The sequence below is a fragment of the Exiguobacterium sp. UBA5002 genome (assembly GCF_002396765.1).
Lineage (GTDB): Bacteria > Bacillota > Bacilli > Exiguobacteriales > Exiguobacteriaceae > Exiguobacterium_A.
The window spans coordinates 68,704-90,570 of sequence record NZ_DGYQ01000026.1 but is presented as its reverse complement, the minus strand read 5'-3'; the positions used below and the strand labels follow the sequence as shown (position 1 = coordinate 90,570).

Sequence of the window (21,867 nt, the reverse complement as noted above, 5' to 3'; positions counted from 1 at the left end):
GAGTGTATTTTTTCAAGGAGGTGGACAACGATGGCAGTACCATTCCGCAGAACGTCGAAAACACGCAAACGTCTTCGCCGTACTCATTTCAAACTCCGTGTACCAGGTATGGTCGAGTGCCCAAACTGTGGTGAAATGAAACTTTCACACCGCGTTTGTAAAGCATGTGGCTCGTACAAAGGTAAAGAAATCGTCAGCAAATAAGCTGATTGATCGGTATAAAAGCGACCTTCAAATCGAGAAATCGGTTTTAAGGTCGCTTTTTTCATGAAAGGGGATATGAATAGATGAATGTTGGAATCATTGGCGCGGGTGCCATCGGGTTATTGCTTGCCTCTTATTTATCGAAAGATCATGCAGTCACGCTTTACGTGCGACAAGAACAAGATGAGGAACGACCAATCATTCGCGATGGACAAGCGAGTCGTCTCGTACGGATCCGGAAGATTGATCGGCTCGAGTCAGAAGACTTGGTGTTTGTCGCGACAAAGTCGTATGATATAAAAAGTGTGATTCCATTCCTTAAACGGCTGACGTGTCCCGTCATGTTCCTGCAAAATGGAATGGATCATTTGAAATGGAAAGAGCAATTGCCGCGTGTCTTATTTGGTGTCGTCGAACATGGTGCCATGCGTACTGCACCGTTTGAAGTCCAGCATACTGGAAAAGGACGCATCCGCTACGGAAATCAAGAGGTAGCGAACTTGTCGTCAAAGCAGCTGTGCTTTGAACTTGAGTCAGATATGGAAGCCGTTTTATTGACGAAGCTGTTCATCAACGTCGTCATCAATCCAGTGACGGCTTATTACGGTGTTGAGAATGGATCCTTATTAGAGATGCCTTATCGAGAAGAAGCCCGTCAATTATTTGACGAAATGCGGACGATTTTCCCGCACCATGACATTACTTATTCCGAAATCGAGCGGATCATGAAGAATACGGGCAAAAATCGTTCTTCCATGTTACGAGATCTTGAGTATGGACGACGAACGGAAGTAGAACCGATACTTGGATACGCATTACGTCAGGCGACGACTGCGACGCCACGTTTATCTTTTTATTATGAACAGATCAAACAGAGGGAGGGTCCGCAGTGACAGTCTTCATCATTTTTCCTTTATTCAGCCTGATTGCGTTGTATCTCGTCTTTCTACTTCTATTTCGGAAACATGGGAAGGCCGTTCGATTTGCACTCGACTTTGGAACATTCATCGTTCTGTATGCGATTCATGTTGCATTGATTGCCTTGACCGGAACAAATTACTTAGGGTGGATCGTCATCGTCGTGTTGTTGGTATTTGCGTTGAATGCACTCTGGCAACGAATTCGTCAACTTGATGTTGATTTGAGACAAATGATTCGCCACAGTTGGCGGATCATCATCTTGCTGGCATTACCCGTCCATTTCATACTGTTCGTACTCGGTATTCGTGAACTGTTCATCAGCTGACCAGTTAGGTAAGAAAGAAGGGATTTTGTTTGAAGGTACAACCATTTGAAGCCTTATACGATGATAACTCGTTGATGCATCGTGCTTCACGAGAAGAATTCTTAACATATGTCGACCACCTTGGAGAGAGTGGTTTAGCGTCGAGGAGCCGTTTGCTTGAAGAACGTCACTACCCGCATCTCGCGGCACTGACAGACGAACTCGAACGTCAAAATCCGAACATGACGGAGCGTTTGCGGGAGCGTGTCGCGAAGCTTCGTTCGGGTGAAGCTCAAGTTGTCATTACAGGGCAACAAACGGGTATCTTTGGCGGACCATTATATGCCATCTATAAATTGTTGACCTGTCTGAAGGTCGCGCAGCAGGCGGAAACGACACTTGGGCGGCCTGTCGTTCCGATTTTTTGGCTCGCGACCGAAGATCACGATTTTGATGAGATTAACCATGTTTACGTTCCGACAGCGGATTATCAAACGCGTAAAATCGCTGTCACACCTTCAGAATCGATTGCCCGTTCGGTCAGTCGGCTCTCTTTTGATCAAGCAGCACTTCTTGAAATCATCGAAGAGGCATTCCGAGCAATGCCAGAAACGGTTCATACGAAACAATTAGTTGCGCGCCTGAAGCAACTCGTTGAAGCGTGTACATCGTATGGAATGTTTTTCTCACAATTGATCGGTGAATTGATCGATTTTGATGTCGTCTTCTTTGATGCGGATACACATTCTGTCCGTGAACTCGAGATTCCGTTCTTTGAACGGTTGATTCAAGACAATGCGGAATTTAGACGAGCATTGACGGATGGTATTTCACAGACGCAAGAGTTACCGGATACATTCTTGAACGAGGAAGCGGCGCATCTTTTCGTCGATGATCACGGTCGTCAGTTACTGTATCCGACAGCAGACGGATTCGAGACGAAACAAGGAAAGCAATATACGGAGCTTGAATTGATCGCGTTGCTGTACGCCAGTCCGGAACGTTTCTCCAACAGTGTCGTCACACGTCCATTGATGCAGGATTACCTGTTCCCGACGCTTGCCTATATCGGGGGTCCGGGGGAGTTAGCATACTGGACACGCTTACGACCGCTCTTTCATCACCTGAATTGGACGATGCCGTTATTGATTCCCCGCATGGGTGGGTTACTCGTGCGTCGTAGCGATGAAAAACGTCTTGCTAAACTCGAGGTGTCGCTCGAAGAAATCGTCCGATCAGGCGTTCCGATTCCGCTCTATTCAGAAGAGAAAATGACAGGACGTATGCAGACGGCAGCAATGTTAAAAGACAGTTTCGTCTCCGAATTCCTTTCGCTCGAACAGAATCTACTGCGGACATCGAGTAAGAGTGAGAAGGTCAAGAGACAGCTCGATCAAGCAGTCGCTAGTCTACTGGCAGAAGATCGACGTCGGTTCGATCGACAAACACGACAATATAAAGAGACCGCTTATCATCTTCTTCCTGATGGAGCGCCGCAAGAGCGGATTCATTCTGTCCTCCCGTGGTTGAATCACCATGGTCTTGATTTTGTGCGGGACTTAAGAACAGCCTATGAAGCAAATACGAGTGATCAACTGAAGATTTTCCTCTAAACCTGCTGAAACTAGCAGGTTTTTTCTCTTTTTTAGCGAAAATTACACAAAAGTTAAATAAATCAAGGAAACTGTCTCATTTTCGTAACGTTTTCACGAGAGAATGTGATACATTGAAAAAGAGTAACGTCCTTCAAGGACAGTGAAAGGTGAGGCAGGACATGTTTGAGCATGAAACAGTATTGAAATGGGAGTCGATCGAAGGACTCGCGATTAAACCCGACGGTATTTACGTCGATTGTACACTAGGTGGAGCAGGACACAGCGAAGAGATCGTCAAGCAATTGACGACAGGTCATCTATACGCATTTGATCAAGATGATGTCGCCCTCGCTCACGCAACAGAACGTCTCGCGGCGTATGAAGGTCGCTTTACTTTAATAAAGAGTAATTTTGCTTATCTGAAAGAGCAATTAGCAGCACATGGCGTCGAGAAAGTGGACGGCATCTTATTCGATCTCGGTGTCTCTTCACCACAATTAGACGAAGGGGAACGGGGATTTAGTTACAATCACGACGCACGTCTCGACATGCGCATGGATCAATCTTCTCCACTTTCTGCTTACGAAGTCGTCAATGAGTGGTCGTACAATGATCTCGTACGTATCTTCTTTACATACGGGGAAGAGAAATTCTCGAAACAGATTGCGCGCAAAATCGAAAAAGCGCGGGAAGAGCGACCGATCGAGACGACGTTCGAACTCGTCGAATTGATCAAGGATGCGATTCCGGCACCAGCACGACGTAAAGGTGGTCACCCTGCGAAACGGACATTCCAAGCAATCCGGATCGCCGTCAATGATGAACTGAATGTCTTTGACCGTGCAGTACACCAAGCCATTGATTTATTACGGGTCGGTGGACGTCTATGTGTCATTACGTTCCATTCACTTGAAGATCGCATGTGTAAACAAGCAATCAAAGAAAAATCATCACTACCCGAGCTTCCACCGGGGTTACCGATGATTCCCGTCGAAATGGAGCCGGAACTCCGACTCGTCACACGCAAGCCGATTACGGCTGGTGTTGAAGAGCTCGATGATAACCGTCGCGCCCGATCGGCAAAATTACGAGTTGCTGAAAAAATGAAAGAAACTTGAGAGGAGCATTCCAATGGCAGAACCACTTCGTAAATCGGTCCAAACGGTTCAACCCGTTCGTCAACAACCTGTTCAGGAACCACGAAAGACGGAAGATATCGCGCGTCGCGTCGCCGTCCGTCCGAAGTATCGCTTGTATCCCTTTGAAAAATTCTTATACAGCGCGATGATTGGTGGTCTTGTGTTATTTGGGAGTTTGACGATCAGTACGCATAACGAAGCGTATAATGTGAGCCGTGATTTAGCGAAAGAGAACCAAGTCACACAATCACTCAAAAAAGAAAACGAACGTTTACAACTAGAGGTCACGAACTTAAGCTCTCCGGAACGGATTTATAAGATTGCAAAAGAACAGGGTCTTGATATGCGTAAAGGGAACATCAAGGTGATTCCTAAATGAATCCACTGAAAAAATCCCGTTGGAGAGTAGCCTTTATCATGGTGATATTTGCTACTCTCTTTTTTGTGTTCATTGGCCGATTTTTGTATTTAGCTACGACAAAACAGTTCCACGGTGAAGATATGATTGCATATGCGGAAAAGAAACGATGGGAGTCTCAAGAAACGCTTGGAGCAGAACGTGGCGAGATTTTCGACCGTCTCGGTTCCCCGATTGCGATCAATATTCCATCCTATCATCTGATTGGCGTTTATCGACTTGGTGGTGTCAAAGATCCAGATGAGACGATCGTCGACTTTAAAAAGACGGCTGAAGGTCTTGCGCCGATTCTTGGGATGACGACGAAGGAACTGGAGACCTATCTGATTGAAAACAAAGACCGTTCTCAAATTGAGTTCGGAAAAAAAGGAAATGATTTGACGCTTGATCAAAAAGAGAAGATCGACAATCTGAAGCTTCCTGGCATCCGGATGATTGAAGAGCCGAAACGATACTATCCGAACGGCATCTTCTTGTCCGATACACTTGGATTCGTTCAAAAGATTACGGAGGAGAATGGTCGGGTCGCTTTACAAGGTCAGATGGGAATCGAGAAGCAGTATGATAATGCTTTAAGTGAATCTTACGGAGCCCGTGTCTTTGAAAAGGATCGTAGCGGTAATCCGCTGATTCAAGGTGCGTCACGTATCTCGAACGAACCGAAGGATGGATCGAATCTCTATTTGACGATCGATCATCGAATCCAACAGTCGCTTGAAAAAGAGATGCAAAAAATGTACAACACGTACAAACCGAAAAATGCGACAGGTATCGTCATGGATGCGAAGACTGGTGAAATCCTCGCTATGGCGGATCGCCCATCGTTCAACCCGAATTTACGTGATATGAAAGATTTCACGAATTTTGCCGTCTCGTCACGATTCGAGCCAGGTTCGACGATGAAAATCTTTACGCTTGCAGCGGCGATTGATGCGGGAGTCTTCCGTCCGAATGAGATGTATAAATCGGGTAGTTATAACTACAAAGGAACGGTCATCAAGGATTATAACGATGTCGGTTGGGGAACCATTCCGATGATTGAAGGGGTCTATCACTCCTCAAACGTCATGTTCTCGAAGTTGACAGCAGAAAAACTTGGGATCGAACGGTATAAAGATTATTTTAAGAAGTTTCATTTTGACCAACGAACGGGTATAGACATCTCGGGAGAAGTAAATAGTCAATCCGACTTGTCTAAACCATTGAATGCGCTCATCACCTCATGGGGGCAATCGACTGCGGTCACGCCGATGCAATTGCTTCAAGGAGCGACAGCGATCGCTGGAGACGGCGAGATGGTCAAACCGCATATCATCCAAAAAGCGGATCATACGGATAAGGCACCATACCGAGCGAAAACAGAGGTCGTCGGTAAACCGATCTCCGCTGAAGCGGCAAAAGCAACACGCGAAGCACTCGACGGTGTCGTCAATAGTAAGCTTGGTACAGGTCAAATGTATAAGTTGAAAGATTACCGGGTCATTGGGAAGACCGGAACGGCTCAGATTTCTGAGAATGGAAAGTATATTCAAGGACAATTCATTCACTCGTTCATCGGTATGGCCCCCAAAGATGATCCGGAATTGATCATGTACATCGCGGTCGATCGTCCATCGAAAAACGAATCATCTGTTTCTGGTCCGCTCATCATGAGCCCTGTGTTCAAAAGTGTCATGAATACGGCACTACAGTATCGTAGTATCCAACCGGAAACGCAAAAGGATTCGGTGGATGTCAAAGCGAAGATCACGCCAAGTTATATCAAGAAGAGTGCTCGACAAGCGACTGAATTAGCAAAAGAACAAGAGGCAGTTGCGATCATCCTAGGCGATGGTGCTGAAGTCGTTTCACAGATTCCATCCCGTGGACAGGAATTTGTCAGCGGAGAACGTGTCTTGCTGAAAACATCAAATACGTTCAAGATGCCGGATTTGACCGGTTGGTCGCAACGGGATGTCAAAAAGCTTGTCAGCTTATATGATTTGAAGCTCGACGTCATCGGTAAAGGTTTTGTAACCAAACAATCGGCTCGAACTGGTACACTAGTGAAGGAAAATGGAAAGTTGACGGTCGAACTAGCTGAACCTAAAGAGTAACGGTAGAGCAAGTTTCCTGATTTCTACAGGAAGACGAGGACGAACAGGAGTCATTCGTTGACTTTTGCATTCGTCCTCTTTTGCTGTCATCGAATGGAGGTATATATCATGTTAACAATTACGCAACTCGCTGAATGGTTGCATCTCGATGTCAAAGATGATCGTATCGTTCGTCATTTTGCAACGGATTCACGCGCACAACTGGAAGACGGTCTCTATGTTCCGATTCAGGGAGCACGCGTCGATGGTCATCGATTCCTTGAAGGTGCAAAAAACCAAGGAGCGATCGTCACCTTATGGAAGAAAGGCATTGAACGACCAGACATCGATATCGTTTTCTTGGAAGTCGATGAACCATTGGTCGCCCTGCAACAAATCGCAAAACGATACCTACTGCAGATTGCGCCGAAAATCGTCGCCATCACTGGATCAAATGGGAAGACATCGACGAAGGACATGGTCGAGAGCGTACTCAAGACGACGTTTAAGACACATAAGACACAAGGAAACTTCAATTCGGATATCGGAATGCCATTAACGATTCTCATGATGCCAGCTGATACGGAAGTTGCTGTGCTTGAGATGGGAATGAACGGGTTTGGCGATATTGAATTCCTATCGAATCTAGCTGAGCCAGATATCGCACTCGTCACGAACATCGGCGAATCGCATGCGGAGCAAGTCGGTGGACGCAGTGGCATCGCCAAAGCGAAGCTTGAGATCCAATCCGGACTCAAACCAGGTGGTCATTTATTCGTTGATGGTGACGAACCACTTCTCGCAGAAGTCGAAGCGGAGAAGATCGGCTATCAAATCGGAAATACGTACCGGATCGAAACGAAGGAAGCAACGTTCTTTGGAACGGCCTTTACTTACGATGGCACCGCTTTTCACCTACCAGTGCTAGGGAAACACCAAGTCCGAAATGCAGCATACGCAATTGCGACAGCACGTGCACTTGGCGTGACGGACGCCCGGATTCAAGAAGGGTTCGATGCGGTTGAATTGACACCGATGCGGATGGAACGATTACTCTTTGAAGAGACTGCGGTCATCAATGATGCGTATAACGCGAGTCCGACATCAATGAATGCAGCGATTGAGACGGTCACTGCGCTGGAAGGGTACACGACACGCGTTCTCGTCCTCGGCGATATGTATGAATTAGGGGACCAAGAACGCTTATTACATGCCTCGGTCGGAAAGCGGATTGTGTTACCTGTCTCGCATGCTATCCTAGTAGGGGAGAAAGGCGCGTGGATTGCTGAAGGAATCAGCGACCCGTCTGTCCAAATCCAATTCGCGACAACCGTCGAGGATGCTGCAAAACGATTGCGTCCATTGCTCGGAGAACGAACAATCGTTTTATTGAAAGCGTCACGTGGGATGGCGCTTGAACGGATATTAACCTATCTGAACGAAAACTAATTTTTGAAAAAAGGGTGTCTGCTATGATCACATTATTCATCAGTCTTATTCTTGCATTTCTTGTTGTACTACTCGTCATGCCAAAGGCGATTCCATTTCTACACCAATTGAAGTTCGGTCAGGAAATTCGGGAAGAAGGACCGCAATGGCATCAGGTCAAATCCGGAACACCGACGATGGGTGGAATCGTCATTCTTGTCGCGATGATCGTCAGCGTTTTCGGTGCAGTCGTCATGGGAGATCTATCGACGACACAATTATCGTTACTGTTTTTAACACTTGCTTATGGTGTCATCGGCTTCATTGATGATTACATCAAAGTCGTCAAGAAACGTAATCTTGGTCTGAATTCGAAACAAAAATTAATTGGACAAATCGTCGTCGGATTGTTATTCGTCTGGTTGAGTGGTGGATTTACGAGTGAGGCGACGTATCTATCGATTCCATTTACCGATTTTGAGCTTGATTTCGGTATCGTCTATCCGTTTGTTGCCTTGTTCTGGTTAGTTGGCTTCTCAAATGCAGTCAACTTGACGGATGGATTGGACGGTCTCGTATCATTCACAGCGATTCCAACATTCTTGTTCTTCGGATTATACAGTTGGTTTATCGCAGATGAAATAGGCGCTGCTTGTTTTGCTTTCTCAGCAGTCGGTGCATTGATCGGATTCCTATTATTCAATGCGCACCCAGCGAAGATCTTCATGGGAGATACAGGTTCACTTGCACTCGGTGCTGCACTAGCAGGTCTATCGATTGTCTTAAAACTGGAATTACTACTCGTCTTAATCGGTATCGTGTTCGTTGTCGAGACATTATCCGTCATTCTACAAGTCATTTCCTTTAAGACGACAGGAAAACGGATTTTCAAAATGAGCCCGATTCATCACCACTTCGAAATGGTCGGTTGGAGCGAATGGCGGATCGTCGGTACATTCGCAGGAATCAGCTGTTTGATGGCATTCATCGCCTATCTATTCGTGTAATAAAAAAGAAGAGAGAAAGTGAGCGATTCAACAATGGAACAACGACAATGGAATGATCAAAAAGTGCTCGTTCTCGGAACGGCGAAAAGTGGAATCGCAGCAGCTCGGTATTTAGTGAGTGTTGGTGCAGAGGTAACGGTCAATGACGGGAAAACGCCGTCCGAGAGTGATCAAGCGACGCTTGCTTCGCTCGACGTTAAGACGGTCTACGGTGAGCACCCGCTCACACTACTCGACGACATTGATTTGATCGTCAAGAATCCAGGGATTCCGTATCACATCGATCTGCTACAAGAAGCCTTGCGACGCGATATTCCGGTTTGGACAGAGGTAGAGCTGGCATATCAAGCAACCGATGCGACGTGGATTGCCATCACAGGATCGAACGGGAAAACGACGACGACGACGCTTGTCCATGAATTGTTGAAAACCGGTACGCGGCGTGTACATTTGGCAGGAAACATTGGATTCCCGGCAATTGAAATCGCATGTCAGGCGAAACAGGACGATATCATCGTCATTGAATTATCAAGTTTTCAATTGATGGGGATCGAGCAGTTCCGACCATACACGGCAGCGTTTTTGAATTTATCACCGGCGCATCTGGATTATCATGGTGATTTTGAATCGTATGGCGAAGCGAAAGCCCGGATCTTTAAGAACATGAAAGAAACGGATCGTCTTGTCTTGAATGCCGATGATACGTCAGTCAATGCACTCGGAAAGACTGCTGAAGTAACGCCACTCTTGTTCTCTCGTCGTCAATCGGCGTACGCAGAAGTCCTAAACGATACGTTGACAATCAATGGGACGAGTATCTTACCTGTTGATGAACTGGCTCTCGGTGGTGGGCATAATGTCGAGAACGTTCTCGCAGCCTTAACACTCGTCGAACCGTTTAACTTAGCATTATCTGACGTTCAACACGTTCTACGGACGTTTGGTGGTGTAGAGCACCGGACACAGTTCGTCGGTGAAATTGCTGGTCGAAAAGTTTACAACGACTCAAAAGCGACGAATAATGTTGCAACAGAAGCGGCGTTGTCCGGATTTACGGCACCTATCATCTGGTTATGTGGCGGACTCGAGCGTGGAGCGGATTTGAAACCGTTACTCGATTCAATGAAGCACGTCAAACATGTCATCGGACTGGGTGAGACGGGTCATCGATTCGGAACGCTTGCGTCAGAAAATGGCTATACGTCGACCGTTGTTGAGGCGATGGATGAAGCGGTGAAAGTCGCGTTTGAAGTGTCACAACCCGGCGACATCATTCTTCTGTCACCAGCATCCGCAAGTTGGGATCAGTATAAGACATATGAAGAGCGCGGCGATCATTTCGTTCGTGCCGTACATGAAGTAGGGGGAACAACAGTATGAAAATCGTCGTCTCTGGTGGCGGTACAGGTGGTCACATCTATCCGGCACTTGCCATGATCCGAGAGCTCGAAGAACGCATGCCGTGTGAGGTCCTCTATATCGGAACAGAAAACGGTCTCGAAGCGGATATCGTCCGTCGGGCAGGAATTCCATTTGAATCGATTGAGATCTCTGGCATCCGTCGTTCGCTGTCGTTCGAGAACGTCAAGACGGGTATCCGGTTCGTCAAGAGTGTCCGACGGGTTCGCCGACTACTGCGCCAGTTCCAACCGGATATCGTCGTCGGTACAGGTGGGTTCGTTTGTGGACCGGTATTGTATACGGCTGCAAAAATGGGTTTCAAGACACTCGTTCATGAACAAAACAGTCTACCTGGTATCACGAATAAATTTTTAGCTCGGTATGTGGATCGTGTTGCACTCTCTTTTAAAGGGTCTGGACATCACTTCGGTAAGAATGAAGCGAAGACGGTTTTAATCGGAAATCCGCGTGCTTCTGAAGTGGCAGAGCTCAACATCAATCCGCTTGAAGAGCGACAACGTTTCGGTTTTGAGGAAGGACGTCCTCTCGTCGTCATCTATGGCGGTAGTCGTGGCGCACCTGCAATCAACGAAGCAGTCGTCGATATGATGCCGAAGGTCGAGCAAGCAGGCTGGTCGCTCCTCTTCGTTACTGGTCAAATTCATTACGATACGATTATGTCACGCGTTGGTTCCTTACCAGAACGCATTCAACTTCGCCCATTCGTATATGATTTACCGAACATCTTAAAAGCAAGTCAACTCGTCATTTCACGTTCGGGAGCAAGCACATTGGCAGAACTGACGACACTCGGCTTACCGAGTGTGCTCATCCCGAGTCCTTACGTGACGGAAAATCACCAAGAGGTCAATGCCTCATCGCTCGTCGAGACAGGTGCGAGTCTATTGATTCGTGAACAAGAGCTAACGGGTGATCGGTTGTTTGAGGCATGCGAAAAAGCGTTAGCACAACAACAAATGATGTCTGAAGCGGCGCTTGCGCTCGGTATGCCGAACGCTTCACGGGACTTAGTTGATGAATTGTTACGACTGACAGGACAAAAAAACTAAACTATTGCAGGAAAAGACCGATAGGGAAATGAATTGTTACGTTATAGAGGGGGAATGAGACGTGAGGGAACGGAGAGCGGTTGGACGACCACAAGAGGACGAGAACGTCCGCAGCCTCGAGGATAAGATACCTTATATCCGTGAACAACGTCGCAAAAAAGCCAACCGGAGGCTCATCTATGTCCTGATTCTGATTGGTCTATTGGTCGGTGTCGTTTTTTATCTACAGTCGAGTTATTCTCGGGTCGCTCGATTTGATATTGATGGTAATCTTAATGTCAAAACATCAGATATCTTGAAGGTATCAGGAGTTAAGGTGAATGAGACACACGCCTTTAATCTATCAGAGGAAGACATTCTTGAACGAATCGAGAGGGTTCCAGGCATTCAGGAAGCAACGATGCAAAAACAGTTTTTGCATCAATATCGCGTGACGGTGACGGAAGAGAAAGAGATCGCTTACGCAAAGGATAAACCAGGAGACCGGATCGTACTGGCGGACGGAACGATCATTCCCGGAAAGTCGAAGGAAGAATTGTTCGATGCACCAATTCTGACTGGATTTACGGATCAATCATTAAATCGGTTGACGAAGGAACTCGTTAAGATCGAGCCGAAAGTACGTAGTCGGATCTCTGAAATCGTCGCAAACGATAAGACGGACAAGGGTGGTCTGAAATTATTCATGACGGATGGGAATACGGTGTTACTCAGTACATCATCCTTTTCAAATTCCTTGAATGAATACGTAAAGGTCATTTCTGCCTTACCAAAAGGAAAGACGGGAACGATTACAATTGATGGCGGTATCTATTTCAAGCCATATAAAGGAAAAAAATAGAAGATTCGTAAAGGGCTGACGAATAAAAAAACAAACGTGTGTTTTCATTCGTCGACCTTTGTTCGAATCGTCATCAAATCGTAATCTATTCGAACGCTAAGACGGGCAATAACTGCTTTTCGTAAGTATTTATATAGTGTAGACTTAAACGAGAAGAAGCCTGACTCATTCCTAGAATATAATTAGGAATAAAAAGGATTAGTATTATGAAAGTGGAGGTGTCACTCCCATGGAAACGAAAGGTACGATTGCCGCGCTCGACATTGGGACATCGGAGGTGAAACTCATCGTCGGTGAACTACTTGGTGGAACGCTGAACGTTCTTGCTGAAGGTTCTGCACCATCCGCGGGTGTTAAACGAGGTGTCATCGTTGACATCGATCAAACGGTACAAGCCATTAAACAAGCGGTTACGGAAGTGGAACGTACACTTGGTGAACCAATTGGTGAAGTATATGTCGCTATTTCCGGTGAACACATTCAAGTGAAGGATTGCCAAGGGATGACATCGATCAAAGGTGAGGACAATGAAATCACGGATGATGACGTGAAAGACGTTCTGCATTCTGCGATGGTCATGCGAATTCCGAACGAACTCAGTGTCGTCGATGTCTTGCCGAAGACCTTTACGGTCGATCAGCAAACAGAAATCACTGATCCGAGAGGAATGATCGGTTATCGTCTCGAAGTAACAGGGAAGCTCATCATCGGAGCGAAGACGATCCTACATAGCATTAAACGTTCCATTGAACGGGCTGGTTTAGAGCTTGCTGGATATGTGCTGGAGAGTTTAGCGGTATCTAGAATCGCAGCATCGATTGATGAACTCGAACTCGGTGTCGGAATCATCGATATCGGTCATGAGACGACGACACTTTCCATCTACGAAAAGAATGATCTCGTCTACTCGACGACGTTGCCATACGGTGGTGATCATCTGACACGTGATTTGACGTACAAGATGAATTGTAAATATCAAGACGCGAAACTTGCTAAAGAAGAATATGGTGTTGCGCTTGAAGCACTCGGGGATCCGGAAGAGAAAGTTTCCTACGTCACGATCAACGGCGAACATCGTTTCGAACCACAATCAGAGATTGGATTCGTTTTAGAAGCACGACTTGAGGAAATCTTCGAGATGATTCAAAAACGAATGACGCAAGCAGGATACGCTCACATGAATAGTGGCTTAATCTTATGTGGGGGAAGTTCTTCATTACCGGGAATCGATCAGCTCGGAAAACGAATCTTCAAGCAGAGCGTCAATGTCTATCAACCTGCTAGTCTTGGTATTCGTCATCCGAAGTATGCCGTCGCAGCCGGTATGTTACGTTATGTGCTCTCAAGAAGCGCCGTATCGAAATCAGGTTTCGACCGGGCGGAAGAGAAGGAAGCCGTAGCGCACGGACATGAACAGGATGCACTGCTCATGAACGAACAGACGTCACCTACGCGAAACGAACGGCCAACACGTGAACAGCCTCCGAAAGAGAAAAAGTCATTCAGTAGTTTCTTTGAGAAATTCTTTGGTTAATGCCTACAAAAAATCCAATGAGTAAAAAATATTAGGGGGCCCTTTTTATGTTGCATTTTGATGAAATGATGGACCAAGTAGCAAAAATCAAGGTCATCGGTGTAGGTGGTGGCGGTTCGAACGCTGTCAACCGAATGATTGAACACGGTGTCCAAGGCGTAGAATTCATCGCAGTAAACACGGACGCGCAGGCATTGAACATGTCACAAGCTGACGTAAAACTACAACTCGGTGCTAAATTGACACGTGGTCTCGGTGCGGGTGCCAATCCGGAAATCGGTAAAAAAGCGGCGGAAGAGAGCCGTGAGCAATTAACAGAAATCCTTTCAGGCGCTGACATGGTCTTCGTCACAGCTGGGATGGGTGGCGGAACTGGTACAGGAGCTGCTCCTGTCATCGCGGAGATTTCAAAAGAAATCGGTGCATTGACAGTCGGCGTCGTCACAAAACCATTTATGTTCGAAGGACGTAAACGGATGCAACATGCTGTTTCTGGTGTCCAGAACTTCAAAGAAAAAGTCGATACGTTGATCGTCATTCCGAACGATAAGTTACTTGAAATCGTTGATCGGAACACACCAATGCTTGAAGCGTTCAAAGAAGCAGATAACGTCTTGCGTCAAGGTGTACAAGGTATCACTGACTTGATCGCCGTACCTGGTCTGATCAACCTCGACTTCGCCGATGTGAAGACGATCATGACGGAAAAAGGTTCTGCTTTAATGGGTGTCGGTGTCGCGACAGGCGAACACCGCGCGACGGAAGCAGCGAAAAAAGCGATTTCGAGTCCGTTGCTTGAGACCTCGATCGAAGGCGCGAAAGGTGTTCTGATGAACATCACAGGTAGTGCGAACCTTAGCTTGTACGAAGTGACGGAAGCCGCACAAATCGTTCAGAGTGCAGCTGATGAGGAAGTCAACTTGATCTTTGGTTCTGTCATCAACGATAACCTAGAAGATGAAATCATCGTTACAGTCATCGCGACGGAATTCGAAAACGAACCACTCGATTTCGAAATTCCATCCGCTCAAGAAATGATGAAGAATTTATTGAAGAAAAAACAAGCGACTCCACCACCAACAGAGGAGTCAAAACCACAAGTCGAAGAGACACCTGTCAGCTCGAATCCCGAACCGGCTAAAGAGCCAGATGTCGAAGAAACGATGGACATCCCATCTTTCCTTCGCCGGAATAATCGTTGATCGATGTTCCAGTGACACGACTGCTAAACGATGAGGTGTCGCGAAAGCGGCGCCTCTTTTTTTAAAATCAAAGGAGGCATGAACATGTTTGGACAATGGATCAAATGGGATACACCGACAGGTACAGTACGTGCCGCCTTTACGACGAAGTTCGCTGCCCCTCATGAAAACGGAAATTTAGGGTTACATGTCAACGATGATCGCGACGGTGTCATCCAGAATCGACAAGTCATCGCACGTCAGCTTGACCTCTCCCTCGAGAACTCGATTTGGGCACAGCAAGTTCACGGAAATCACGTCGAACAGGTGACGACACTTGACTCCGGGCGCGGTGCTTTGGATTACGAAACAGCGATTCCGGGTACAGATGGATTGGTGACGACCGATTCGAATGTCTTATTGATGATGCTCTTCGCTGACTGTGTGCCGCTTGTCTTCTGTGATCCGACGACAGGAATCATCGCGAATACGCATGCCGGCTGGCGCGGAACCGTTGGCAATATCGTCGAGGAAACAGTCAAGCAAATGGAACGTGCGGGTGCGAGTCGTTCATCGATTCAAATGGTCATTGGTCCATCGATCCGTGATTGTTGTTACGAAGTCGATCAACCGGTCATCGATGCAATCGATGCGCTTGAACTCGATGAGTCTCCTTACATACGCAAGGAAGATGGAAAAGCGATGTTATCGCTACAAAAAACGAATGCTGCGCTAGCTGAGCGTTGTGGAGTGGGTGATGTCCTTGACTCAGGTCTATGTACACACTGTCAGGCGGAAGATTACTTCTCTTATCGCCACGGCGACCACGGCGGTCGGTTCGCGAGTTTGATCGTAAAGGAGTCATTGGATGTCAATTCTTGAAAATGTACAAGAGGTTACACGACGGATAAAACAAGCGAGTGAAAAGAGTTCATCCAAAAAGCAGGTACAGTTGATTGGCGTGACGAAATCAGTCTCAAGTCAAGTTGCTTCTGAATTATTAGAGGCCGGTGTAACGCATCTTGGAGAAAATCGTCCGGATGGACTGCTCGAAAAACAAGCAGAACTTGGACGAACTGCTTGTACGTGGCACTTCATCGGCACGTTACAGACGCGTAAAGTTCGTCAGATCATCGATGCTATTGATGTGCTGCATTCGCTCGATCGTCTTCATTTGGCAGAAGAGATCAATAAACGAACGAACCGAATCATTGATTGTTTCATTCAAGTCAATATCTCGGGAGAAGAATCGAAGCAAGGCATCGCGCCTGAGGATGTACCGTCGTTCTTACACGAAATCGGTCAGTATCCCGCGATTCGTGTCATCGGACTGATGACGATGGCACCGTTGACGGAAGACACGACGCGTATCCGTGAGGTATTCCGGTCATTAAAAACATTGCAAGAAGAGGTCAAGGCAAAAAAATTGTCGTATGCTCCATGTACAGAGTTATCCATGGGGATGTCATCGGATTTTGAGATCGCCATCGAAGAAGGGGCGACGTTCGTCCGAGTCGGGACGACGCTCGTTCACACCTAAACGAGAAGAAGGGAGAATGGATATGGGTTTCAAATCAAAAATGCAAAATCTATTTCTCGGCAACAGCGATGATTTAGATGAACTCGAATATGAAAATGATGCTACAATAAATAAAGGTAGAGGTGCTTCACAACAAGAGTACGAAGAGTATTACGAGGAATCTACCCCAAGTGTTACTCAAAAGGAGGACAGCGTGAGACAATCGAATATCGTGCCGCTACATGCGACGAAAAAAACGAAATCGCAGGTCATCTTGAGTGAACCACGTGTCTTCAACGAAGCCCAAGAGATTGGGGAACATCTTCGTCAGAACCGTGCTGTCATCGTCAATATGCAACGTATGTCAAAAGATCAATCACGACAGATGATCAACTTCTTATCTGGTGTCGTCTTCGCTCTCGATGGAACGATTACGACGATCAGTCAGAATACCCTCCTCTGTGTTCCGAACAACGTCGAGTTGGCTGGTAGCATCTCGAATCTTCTTGGAGAAGATGATATTAATCATAAGGGGTGGTAAGTATGGATTCTCAAGTGATGTACGCGATTGGTCGTACATTAAGTACGTTATTACAGTATTACAGTTACGTCATGATCGTTTATATCCTGCTTTCGTGGTTCCCGAATGCCCGTGATTCTAAATTCGGACAAGTGCTCGCGATGTTGGTCGAGCCATTCCTAGCGCCCTTCCGTCGTATCATCCCGCCTATCGGGGGCATGCTGGATATCTCGCCGATTGTAGCCTTCCTCGTCTTGAACTTGGCTCAATCGGGTATCCGAGCAATCTTTTTAGTATGAGCGTATACGATCATTATCGTGGAAGCGAGCGGGAATTCGTCGACTCAGTCTTGAACTGGATCGATCATGTGGAAGCGACCTATACGTTCAAATTAACGGATTTCCTAGATCCACGTGAACAACAAATCACACAAGAACTCGTCGGTTCGAAATGCGCCCTCTTTTTTGAGGGCGGTTTCGAAGGCGCTGAACGTAAACGGGCAATCCTCGCACCAGATTATTATGAATACAACGCGGATGACTTTGACATTTCCATCTATCGCATTCATTATCCTACTAAATTCGTTGAACTTTCTCATCGTCAAGTCACCGGTACATTATTGAACGTCGGGTTGAAACGAGCTAAATTCGGCGACGTCATCATTCAGGATCAAGTACAGTTTGCCGTCGCGGACGAAGTCGCGACCTATATCGAAGCAAACGTCGAACGAGCAGGGAAGACGAAGATTCGTCTTTCGCGCGTAGACGCAGAAGATCGCTTGAAAGTGAAGGATCAAGAGTGGGAAGAGACACTTGGGTTTGTCAGCTCACTTCGGTTCGATACGGTCGTGAGTGAAATTCTAGGCTTCTCACGTCAAAAAGCACAGGCGCTCATTAAACAGGGTGAGAGTAAAGTGAATTATAAAGTAGTGGATGATTCGAGCTTCATGCTAGAAGAAGGCGACTTACTTTCCTTGCGTGGAACAGGACGCGTCAAGTTGATTGCAATCCTCGGATCAACGAAACGTGATCGAATCAAACTACAATACGGTATTTTAAAAGGATAAGATAAATGCGGAGGAGGAATTCATCATGCCATTAACGCCACTCGATATTCATAATAAGGAGTTCACACGAAAGTTTCGCGGCTATGACGAAGATGAAGTGAACGAATTCCTAGATCAAGTCATCAAGGATTTTGAATTGTTGTTACGTGAGAACCGTCAACAACAAGAAGTCATCCAAAACATGCAAGCGCGTGTCGACTACTTCAGTTCGATGGAAGAAACGTTGAATAAATCGATCATCGTCGCACAGGAAGCGGCTGAAGAAGTCAAAGCCAATGCTTCAAAAGAAGCGAGCTTGATCCTAAAGCAAGCAGAACGTGAAGCAGAGCAGTTGCAAGATGCGGCGCAACGCCGGGCACAACGGACAGACTTCGAAGTCGAGCAAATGCGCAAAAAAATCGAACTCTATCGTAATCGATTCAAAGTATTGATCGATGCGCAGATGGAATTATTGACGAGCCATGACTGGGATGCGTTTGATTTCTCTTCTCGTGGAGCGCTTGACGATGTTCCAGCAGTTGCGTATAATGACGACGATGTCGTATAAATAAAATCAATGACAAGGACACGTCGTATCTTGGACGGTTGACAGCGAATCGGGGGAATGGTGGAAGCCCGAGCAACGAAAAAGATGGGGTATCCCCTTGGAGTGCATGACTGAACGTTCGCTGAACAGTAAGTCATGCCGGCTCACTCCCGTTATCGAGTTCTTAAGCGGTCCTGCGTCGTCAAACTGGCGAGCGGGATTAGTAGGGTGGTACCGCGAGTTCAGCCAAGCTCGTCCCTATCTCAGGGATGAGCTTGGCTTTTTTTGTACTTTTAAAGCGAAAGGTGAGAGATGGTCAGATGGATTACAAAGAAACCTTATTGATGATGAAAACGGAGTTTTTAATGCGAGGCAACTTGCCAAAACGTGAACCAGATATGCAAGCACGATGGGAAGAGATGAATCTCTACGCTGCGGTCCAGGAAAAGAACGCTGGAAAGCCGACGTTCATCCTCCACGATGGTCCTCCATATGCGAATGGTGACATCCACATGGGTCACGGATTAAACAAAGTTTTAAAAGACATCATCGTCCGCTACAAATCGATGAATGGCTTCCAGTCTCCGTACGTGCCTGGTTGGGACACACACGGATTACCGATCGAAACTGCACTTCAAAAAGCCGGTGTTGATCGTAAATCGATGACGGTCGCTGAATTCCGTGAATTATGTGCGAAATATGCGCTCGAACAAGTCGATCACCAACGCGAACAGTTCAAACGCCTCGGCGTTCTCGGTGACTATGACAACCCATATATCACCCTGCAACCAGAATTTGAAGCAGCTCAAATTCGTTTATTCGGGGATATGGCGAACAAAGGCTATATCTACAAAGGGAAGAAACCGGTCTATTGGTCACCGTCTTCTGAATCAGCACTCGCTGAAGCAGAAATCGAATATCAAGATAAACGGTCAGCTGCTATCTATGTCGCGTTCCAAGTCATGGACGGTAAAAACATCTTAGAGCCGACGGATCATTTCGTCATCTGGACGACGACACCATGGACGATTCCAGCGAACCTCGGAATCTCTGTCAGTGCGGAACTGACATATGCGCGGATCGAATATCAAGGAAAAGGCTATATCGTAGCGGAAACACTCGTTCCTGAAGTCATCGAAGCACTCGGATGGGAAGACGCAACAGTCGGACGTATCTTTAATGGTGCGGACTTCGAATACATGAAAGCAAAACATCCATTGTACGACCGTGAATCACTCGTCATGCTTGGCGATCACGTTACAGCGGAAGCGACAGGTGTCGTGCATACGGCTCCAGGTCACGGGGAAGATGACTTCCGTATCGGTCAAGCGTACGGTCTTGACGTTCTTTGCCCAGTCGACGATAAAGGGGTCATGACAGCAGAAGCTCCTGGATTCGAAGGCATGTTCTATGAGGATGCGAACAAAGAAATCGGTCTCGCACTCGAAGAAGCAGGCGCTCTCTTAAAACTGTCGTTCATCAAACACTCGTATCCACACGACTGGCGGACGAAAAAACCGGTCATCTTCCGGGCAACGCCACAGTGGTTCGCTTCAATCAAAGACTTCCGTGCGGAAATCCTTGATGAAATCAAAGGAGTCCAGTGGGTACCAGAGTGGGGCGAAACACGTCTCCACAACATGTTCAAAGACCGCGGCGACTGGGTCATCTCACGTCAACGTGCTTGGGGCGTTCCACTTCCAATCTTCTATGCTGAAGATGGAACGGAAATCGTCACACCAGAAACGATTGATCATATCGCGAATTTATTTGCAGCTCACGGATCAAATGTCTGGTATGAGCGCGAAGCAGTCGACTTGCTTCCTGAAGGATTCACACATCCAGCAAGCCCGAACGGTATCTTCAAAAAAGAAACGGACATCATGGATGTCTGGTTCGATTCTGGTTCATCACATGCCGGTGTCCTTGCGACACGTCCTGAATTGACACGTCCAGCGGATCTCTATCTTGAAGGATCTGACCAATATCGTGGTTGGTTCAACTCGTCGCTATCGACAGCCGTCGCAACGACAGGAAAAGCACCATACAAAGCGGTCGTCAGTCACGGATTCGTTCTGGATGGTCAAGGTCGCAAGATGTCGAAATCGATCGGTAACACGATTGCACCGATCCAAGTCATGCAACAATTCGGAGCAGAGATCCTTCGCTTGTGGGTCGCATCTGTCGATTATCAAGCTGATGTCCGGGCATCGATGGATAACTTTAAACAAGTCTCAGAATCCTATCGTAAAATCCGCAACACGGTTCGTTTCCTCCTCGGAAACTTGGATCAATTCGATCCGGCGACGCACCGCGTCGCATTTGAAGACTTACCAGAGTCAGACCGTTTCATGCGGACGAAACTGGACCAACTTGTTGGAAAAGTAAAAGCGGCTTATGATGCGTACGACTTCATGGCGGTCTATCAATTGCTCCACAACTTCTGTGTCCTTGATTTGTCGTCGTTCTACCTCGATTACACGAAAGATATCCTGTATATCGAAAAAGCAGACGCGACATCGCGTCGTGCGGTTCAGACGGTCATGTATGATACAGTCGTTGCCTTGTTGCAATTGATGGCACCAGTCTTGCCTCACACAGCAGACGAAGCATGGGAATTCGTACCAGCTGTTGAGACGAAGAGTATCTTCCTGACAGACCTTCCGGAAACGGTCGAAGTCTCAGAAGAAGGACTTGCCCTCATCGAGAAATGGAACGCGTTCCTGACGTTCCGCGATGATGTCTTAAAAGCACTCGAGGAAGCGCGTGTTGAGAAACTCGTCGGTAAGACACTCGAAGCGAAACTCTTGCTTGCACCGAAGGAAGAGACGAAAGCCTTGCTCGGAACAATCGATCATCTTGAGCAGTTACTCCAAGTCTCACAACTCGAATTCGTGGAAACGGCGGATAAGATGTATGAGACGACCGGCATCACGGTTCAAAAAGCTGACGGTGAAAAATGTGAACGTTGTTGGACATATTCGACGGAACTCGGACAAGATCCGGCTCATCCGACGCTTTGCCCACGTTGTACTGAAGTCGTCAATTCTTTATAATGATACAAAGGGAGGGGCGACTGCGACTTCGCAGGACGTCCCTCATTATTTTTGGATGCGGA

At 46.9% G+C, this 21,867-nt stretch carries 21 protein-coding genes; all 21 read left to right on the top strand.

From position 1 onward, the window contains the following. Nucleotides 1–30 precede the first annotated feature (30 nt). The 21 genes from rpmF to ileS all read left to right on the top strand — a co-directional run bounded on the left by rpmF (nt 31) and on the right by ileS (nt 21,805). Complete coding sequence (rpmF, locus tag B4C70_RS07635; RefSeq protein ID WP_012370841.1) at nt 31–204, top strand: 50S ribosomal protein L32; 174 nt, start codon at nt 31–33, stop codon at nt 202–204. Nucleotides 205–287: 83 nt separating this feature from the next. Further along, complete coding sequence (locus tag B4C70_RS07630; RefSeq protein WP_290778175.1) at nt 288–1,097, top strand: ketopantoate reductase family protein; 810 nt, start codon at nt 288–290, stop codon at nt 1,095–1,097. Further along, on the top strand, nt 1,094–1,450 hold the full coding sequence (locus tag B4C70_RS07625; RefSeq protein WP_290778171.1) for a DUF3397 domain-containing protein: 357 nt from the start codon (nt 1,094–1,096) through the stop codon (nt 1,448–1,450). The genes B4C70_RS07630 and B4C70_RS07625 overlap by 4 nt, the downstream gene beginning before the upstream one ends. A gap of 29 nt (nt 1,451–1,479) precedes the next feature. Next, nucleotides 1,480–3,042, top strand: coding sequence for a bacillithiol biosynthesis cysteine-adding enzyme BshC (gene bshC / locus B4C70_RS07620; RefSeq protein ID WP_290778168.1), 1,563 nt, complete (start codon nt 1,480–1,482; stop codon nt 3,040–3,042). Between the two features lie 161 nt (nt 3,043–3,203). Then, nucleotides 3,204–4,142, top strand: a complete 939-nt coding sequence (rsmH, locus tag B4C70_RS07615; RefSeq protein ID WP_290778165.1) for a 16S rRNA (cytosine(1402)-N(4))-methyltransferase RsmH — start codon at nt 3,204–3,206, stop codon at nt 4,140–4,142. A 13-nt stretch (nt 4,143–4,155) separates the two neighbouring features. After that, the gene (gene ftsL, locus B4C70_RS07610; RefSeq protein ID WP_023468808.1) at nt 4,156–4,542 is read left to right on the top strand and encodes a cell division protein FtsL; all 387 of its coding nucleotides are present in this window, start codon (nt 4,156–4,158) and stop codon (nt 4,540–4,542) included. Between the two features lie 38 nt (nt 4,543–4,580). Next, complete coding sequence (locus tag B4C70_RS07605) at nt 4,581–6,677, top strand: penicillin-binding protein (protein WP_290778162.1); 2,097 nt, start codon at nt 4,581–4,583, stop codon at nt 6,675–6,677. A gap of 108 nt (nt 6,678–6,785) precedes the next feature. Continuing rightward, on the top strand, nt 6,786–8,105 hold the full coding sequence (locus B4C70_RS07600) for a UDP-N-acetylmuramoyl-tripeptide--D-alanyl-D-alanine ligase (protein WP_290778159.1): 1,320 nt from the start codon (nt 6,786–6,788) through the stop codon (nt 8,103–8,105). 23 nt (nt 8,106–8,128) lie between these two features. After that, a complete protein-coding gene (gene mraY, locus B4C70_RS07595) occupies nt 8,129–9,091 on the top strand; it encodes a phospho-N-acetylmuramoyl-pentapeptide-transferase (RefSeq protein ID WP_290778156.1) in 963 nt (320 codons plus the stop codon). Between the two features lie 33 nt (nt 9,092–9,124). Next, nucleotides 9,125–10,471 (top strand): UDP-N-acetylmuramoyl-L-alanine--D-glutamate ligase, encoded by a 1,347-nt coding sequence (murD, locus tag B4C70_RS07590; RefSeq protein WP_290778153.1) that lies wholly within the window; start codon nt 9,125–9,127, stop codon nt 10,469–10,471. Continuing rightward, nucleotides 10,468–11,562 carry an undecaprenyldiphospho-muramoylpentapeptide beta-N-acetylglucosaminyltransferase gene (gene murG, locus B4C70_RS07585; protein WP_290778150.1) on the top strand — a complete coding sequence of 365 codons (1,095 nt, stop codon included), beginning with the start codon at nt 10,468–10,470 and terminating at the stop codon, nt 11,560–11,562. The genes murD and murG overlap by 4 nt, the downstream gene beginning before the upstream one ends. 61 nt (nt 11,563–11,623) lie before the next feature. Further along, nucleotides 11,624–12,403: a cell division protein FtsQ/DivIB gene (locus B4C70_RS07580; protein WP_290778147.1), complete on the top strand. Its 780-nt coding sequence runs from the start codon at nt 11,624–11,626 to the stop codon at nt 12,401–12,403. Between the two features lie 229 nt (nt 12,404–12,632). Then, nucleotides 12,633–13,937, top strand: coding sequence for a cell division protein FtsA (ftsA, locus tag B4C70_RS07575; RefSeq protein WP_023468801.1), 1,305 nt, complete (start codon nt 12,633–12,635; stop codon nt 13,935–13,937). A gap of 47 nt (nt 13,938–13,984) precedes the next feature. Then, on the top strand, nt 13,985–15,139 hold the full coding sequence (gene ftsZ, locus B4C70_RS07570; RefSeq protein WP_023468800.1) for a cell division protein FtsZ: 1,155 nt from the start codon (nt 13,985–13,987) through the stop codon (nt 15,137–15,139). A gap of 84 nt (nt 15,140–15,223) precedes the next feature. Then, entirely contained in the window at nt 15,224–16,000 is a 777-nt protein-coding gene (gene pgeF / locus B4C70_RS07565; RefSeq protein WP_023468799.1) for a peptidoglycan editing factor PgeF, read from the top strand. Further along, on the top strand, nt 15,987–16,658 hold the full coding sequence (locus B4C70_RS07560; RefSeq protein ID WP_035406814.1) for a YggS family pyridoxal phosphate-dependent enzyme: 672 nt from the start codon (nt 15,987–15,989) through the stop codon (nt 16,656–16,658). Before pgeF ends, B4C70_RS07560 begins: the two co-directional genes overlap by 14 nt. A gap of 193 nt (nt 16,659–16,851) precedes the next feature. After that, nucleotides 16,852–17,178: a cell division protein SepF gene (locus tag B4C70_RS07555; protein ID WP_231496839.1), complete on the top strand. Its 327-nt coding sequence runs from the start codon at nt 16,852–16,854 to the stop codon at nt 17,176–17,178. Between the two features lie 2 nt (nt 17,179–17,180). Continuing rightward, nucleotides 17,181–17,456 carry a YggT family protein gene (locus tag B4C70_RS07550; RefSeq protein ID WP_023468796.1) on the top strand — a complete coding sequence of 92 codons (276 nt, stop codon included), beginning with the start codon at nt 17,181–17,183 and terminating at the stop codon, nt 17,454–17,456. Continuing rightward, nucleotides 17,453–18,223 (top strand): RNA-binding protein, encoded by a 771-nt coding sequence (locus B4C70_RS07545; RefSeq protein ID WP_023468795.1) that lies wholly within the window; start codon nt 17,453–17,455, stop codon nt 18,221–18,223. The genes B4C70_RS07550 and B4C70_RS07545 overlap by 4 nt, the downstream gene beginning before the upstream one ends. A 25-nt stretch (nt 18,224–18,248) precedes the next feature. Further along, nucleotides 18,249–18,770 carry a DivIVA domain-containing protein gene (locus B4C70_RS07540; protein ID WP_023468794.1) on the top strand — a complete coding sequence of 174 codons (522 nt, stop codon included), beginning with the start codon at nt 18,249–18,251 and terminating at the stop codon, nt 18,768–18,770. 299 nt (nt 18,771–19,069) lie between these two features. Next, nucleotides 19,070–21,805, top strand: a complete 2,736-nt coding sequence (gene ileS, locus B4C70_RS07535; RefSeq protein WP_290778137.1) for an isoleucine--tRNA ligase — start codon at nt 19,070–19,072, stop codon at nt 21,803–21,805. The last annotated feature ends 62 nt before the right edge of the window (nt 21,806–21,867 follow it).

Bases quoted from the DNA above. Each gene is read 5' to 3' on its own strand.
- ftsZ (WP_023468800.1), top strand. From the start codon at position 13,985: ATGTTGCATTTTGATGAAATGATGGACCAAGTAGCAAAAATCAAGGTC.
- B4C70_RS07540 (WP_023468794.1), top strand. From the start codon at position 18,249: ATGCCATTAACGCCACTCGATATTCATAATAAGGAGTTCACACGAAAG.
- ileS (WP_290778137.1), top strand. From the start codon at position 19,070: ATGGATTACAAAGAAACCTTATTGATGATGAAAACGGAGTTTTTAATG.
- rpmF (WP_012370841.1), top strand. From the start codon at position 31: ATGGCAGTACCATTCCGCAGAACGTCGAAAACACGCAAACGTCTTCGC.
- B4C70_RS07550 (WP_023468796.1), top strand. From the start codon at position 17,181: ATGGATTCTCAAGTGATGTACGCGATTGGTCGTACATTAAGTACGTTA.
- pgeF (WP_023468799.1), top strand. From the start codon at position 15,224: ATGTTTGGACAATGGATCAAATGGGATACACCGACAGGTACAGTACGT.
- murD (WP_290778153.1), top strand. From the start codon at position 9,125: ATGGAACAACGACAATGGAATGATCAAAAAGTGCTCGTTCTCGGAACG.
- murG (WP_290778150.1), top strand. From the start codon at position 10,468: ATGAAAATCGTCGTCTCTGGTGGCGGTACAGGTGGTCACATCTATCCG.
- B4C70_RS07545 (WP_023468795.1), top strand. From the start codon at position 17,453: ATGAGCGTATACGATCATTATCGTGGAAGCGAGCGGGAATTCGTCGAC.
- ftsA (WP_023468801.1), top strand. From the start codon at position 12,633: ATGGAAACGAAAGGTACGATTGCCGCGCTCGACATTGGGACATCGGAG.
- ftsL (WP_023468808.1), top strand. From the start codon at position 4,156: ATGGCAGAACCACTTCGTAAATCGGTCCAAACGGTTCAACCCGTTCGT.
- B4C70_RS07605 (WP_290778162.1), top strand. From the start codon at position 4,581: ATGGTGATATTTGCTACTCTCTTTTTTGTGTTCATTGGCCGATTTTTG.
- mraY (WP_290778156.1), top strand. From the start codon at position 8,129: ATGATCACATTATTCATCAGTCTTATTCTTGCATTTCTTGTTGTACTA.
- B4C70_RS07630 (WP_290778175.1), top strand. From the start codon at position 288: ATGAATGTTGGAATCATTGGCGCGGGTGCCATCGGGTTATTGCTTGCC.
- B4C70_RS07560 (WP_035406814.1), top strand. From the start codon at position 15,987: ATGTCAATTCTTGAAAATGTACAAGAGGTTACACGACGGATAAAACAA.
- rsmH (WP_290778165.1), top strand. From the start codon at position 3,204: ATGTTTGAGCATGAAACAGTATTGAAATGGGAGTCGATCGAAGGACTC.
- B4C70_RS07600 (WP_290778159.1), top strand. From the start codon at position 6,786: ATGTTAACAATTACGCAACTCGCTGAATGGTTGCATCTCGATGTCAAA.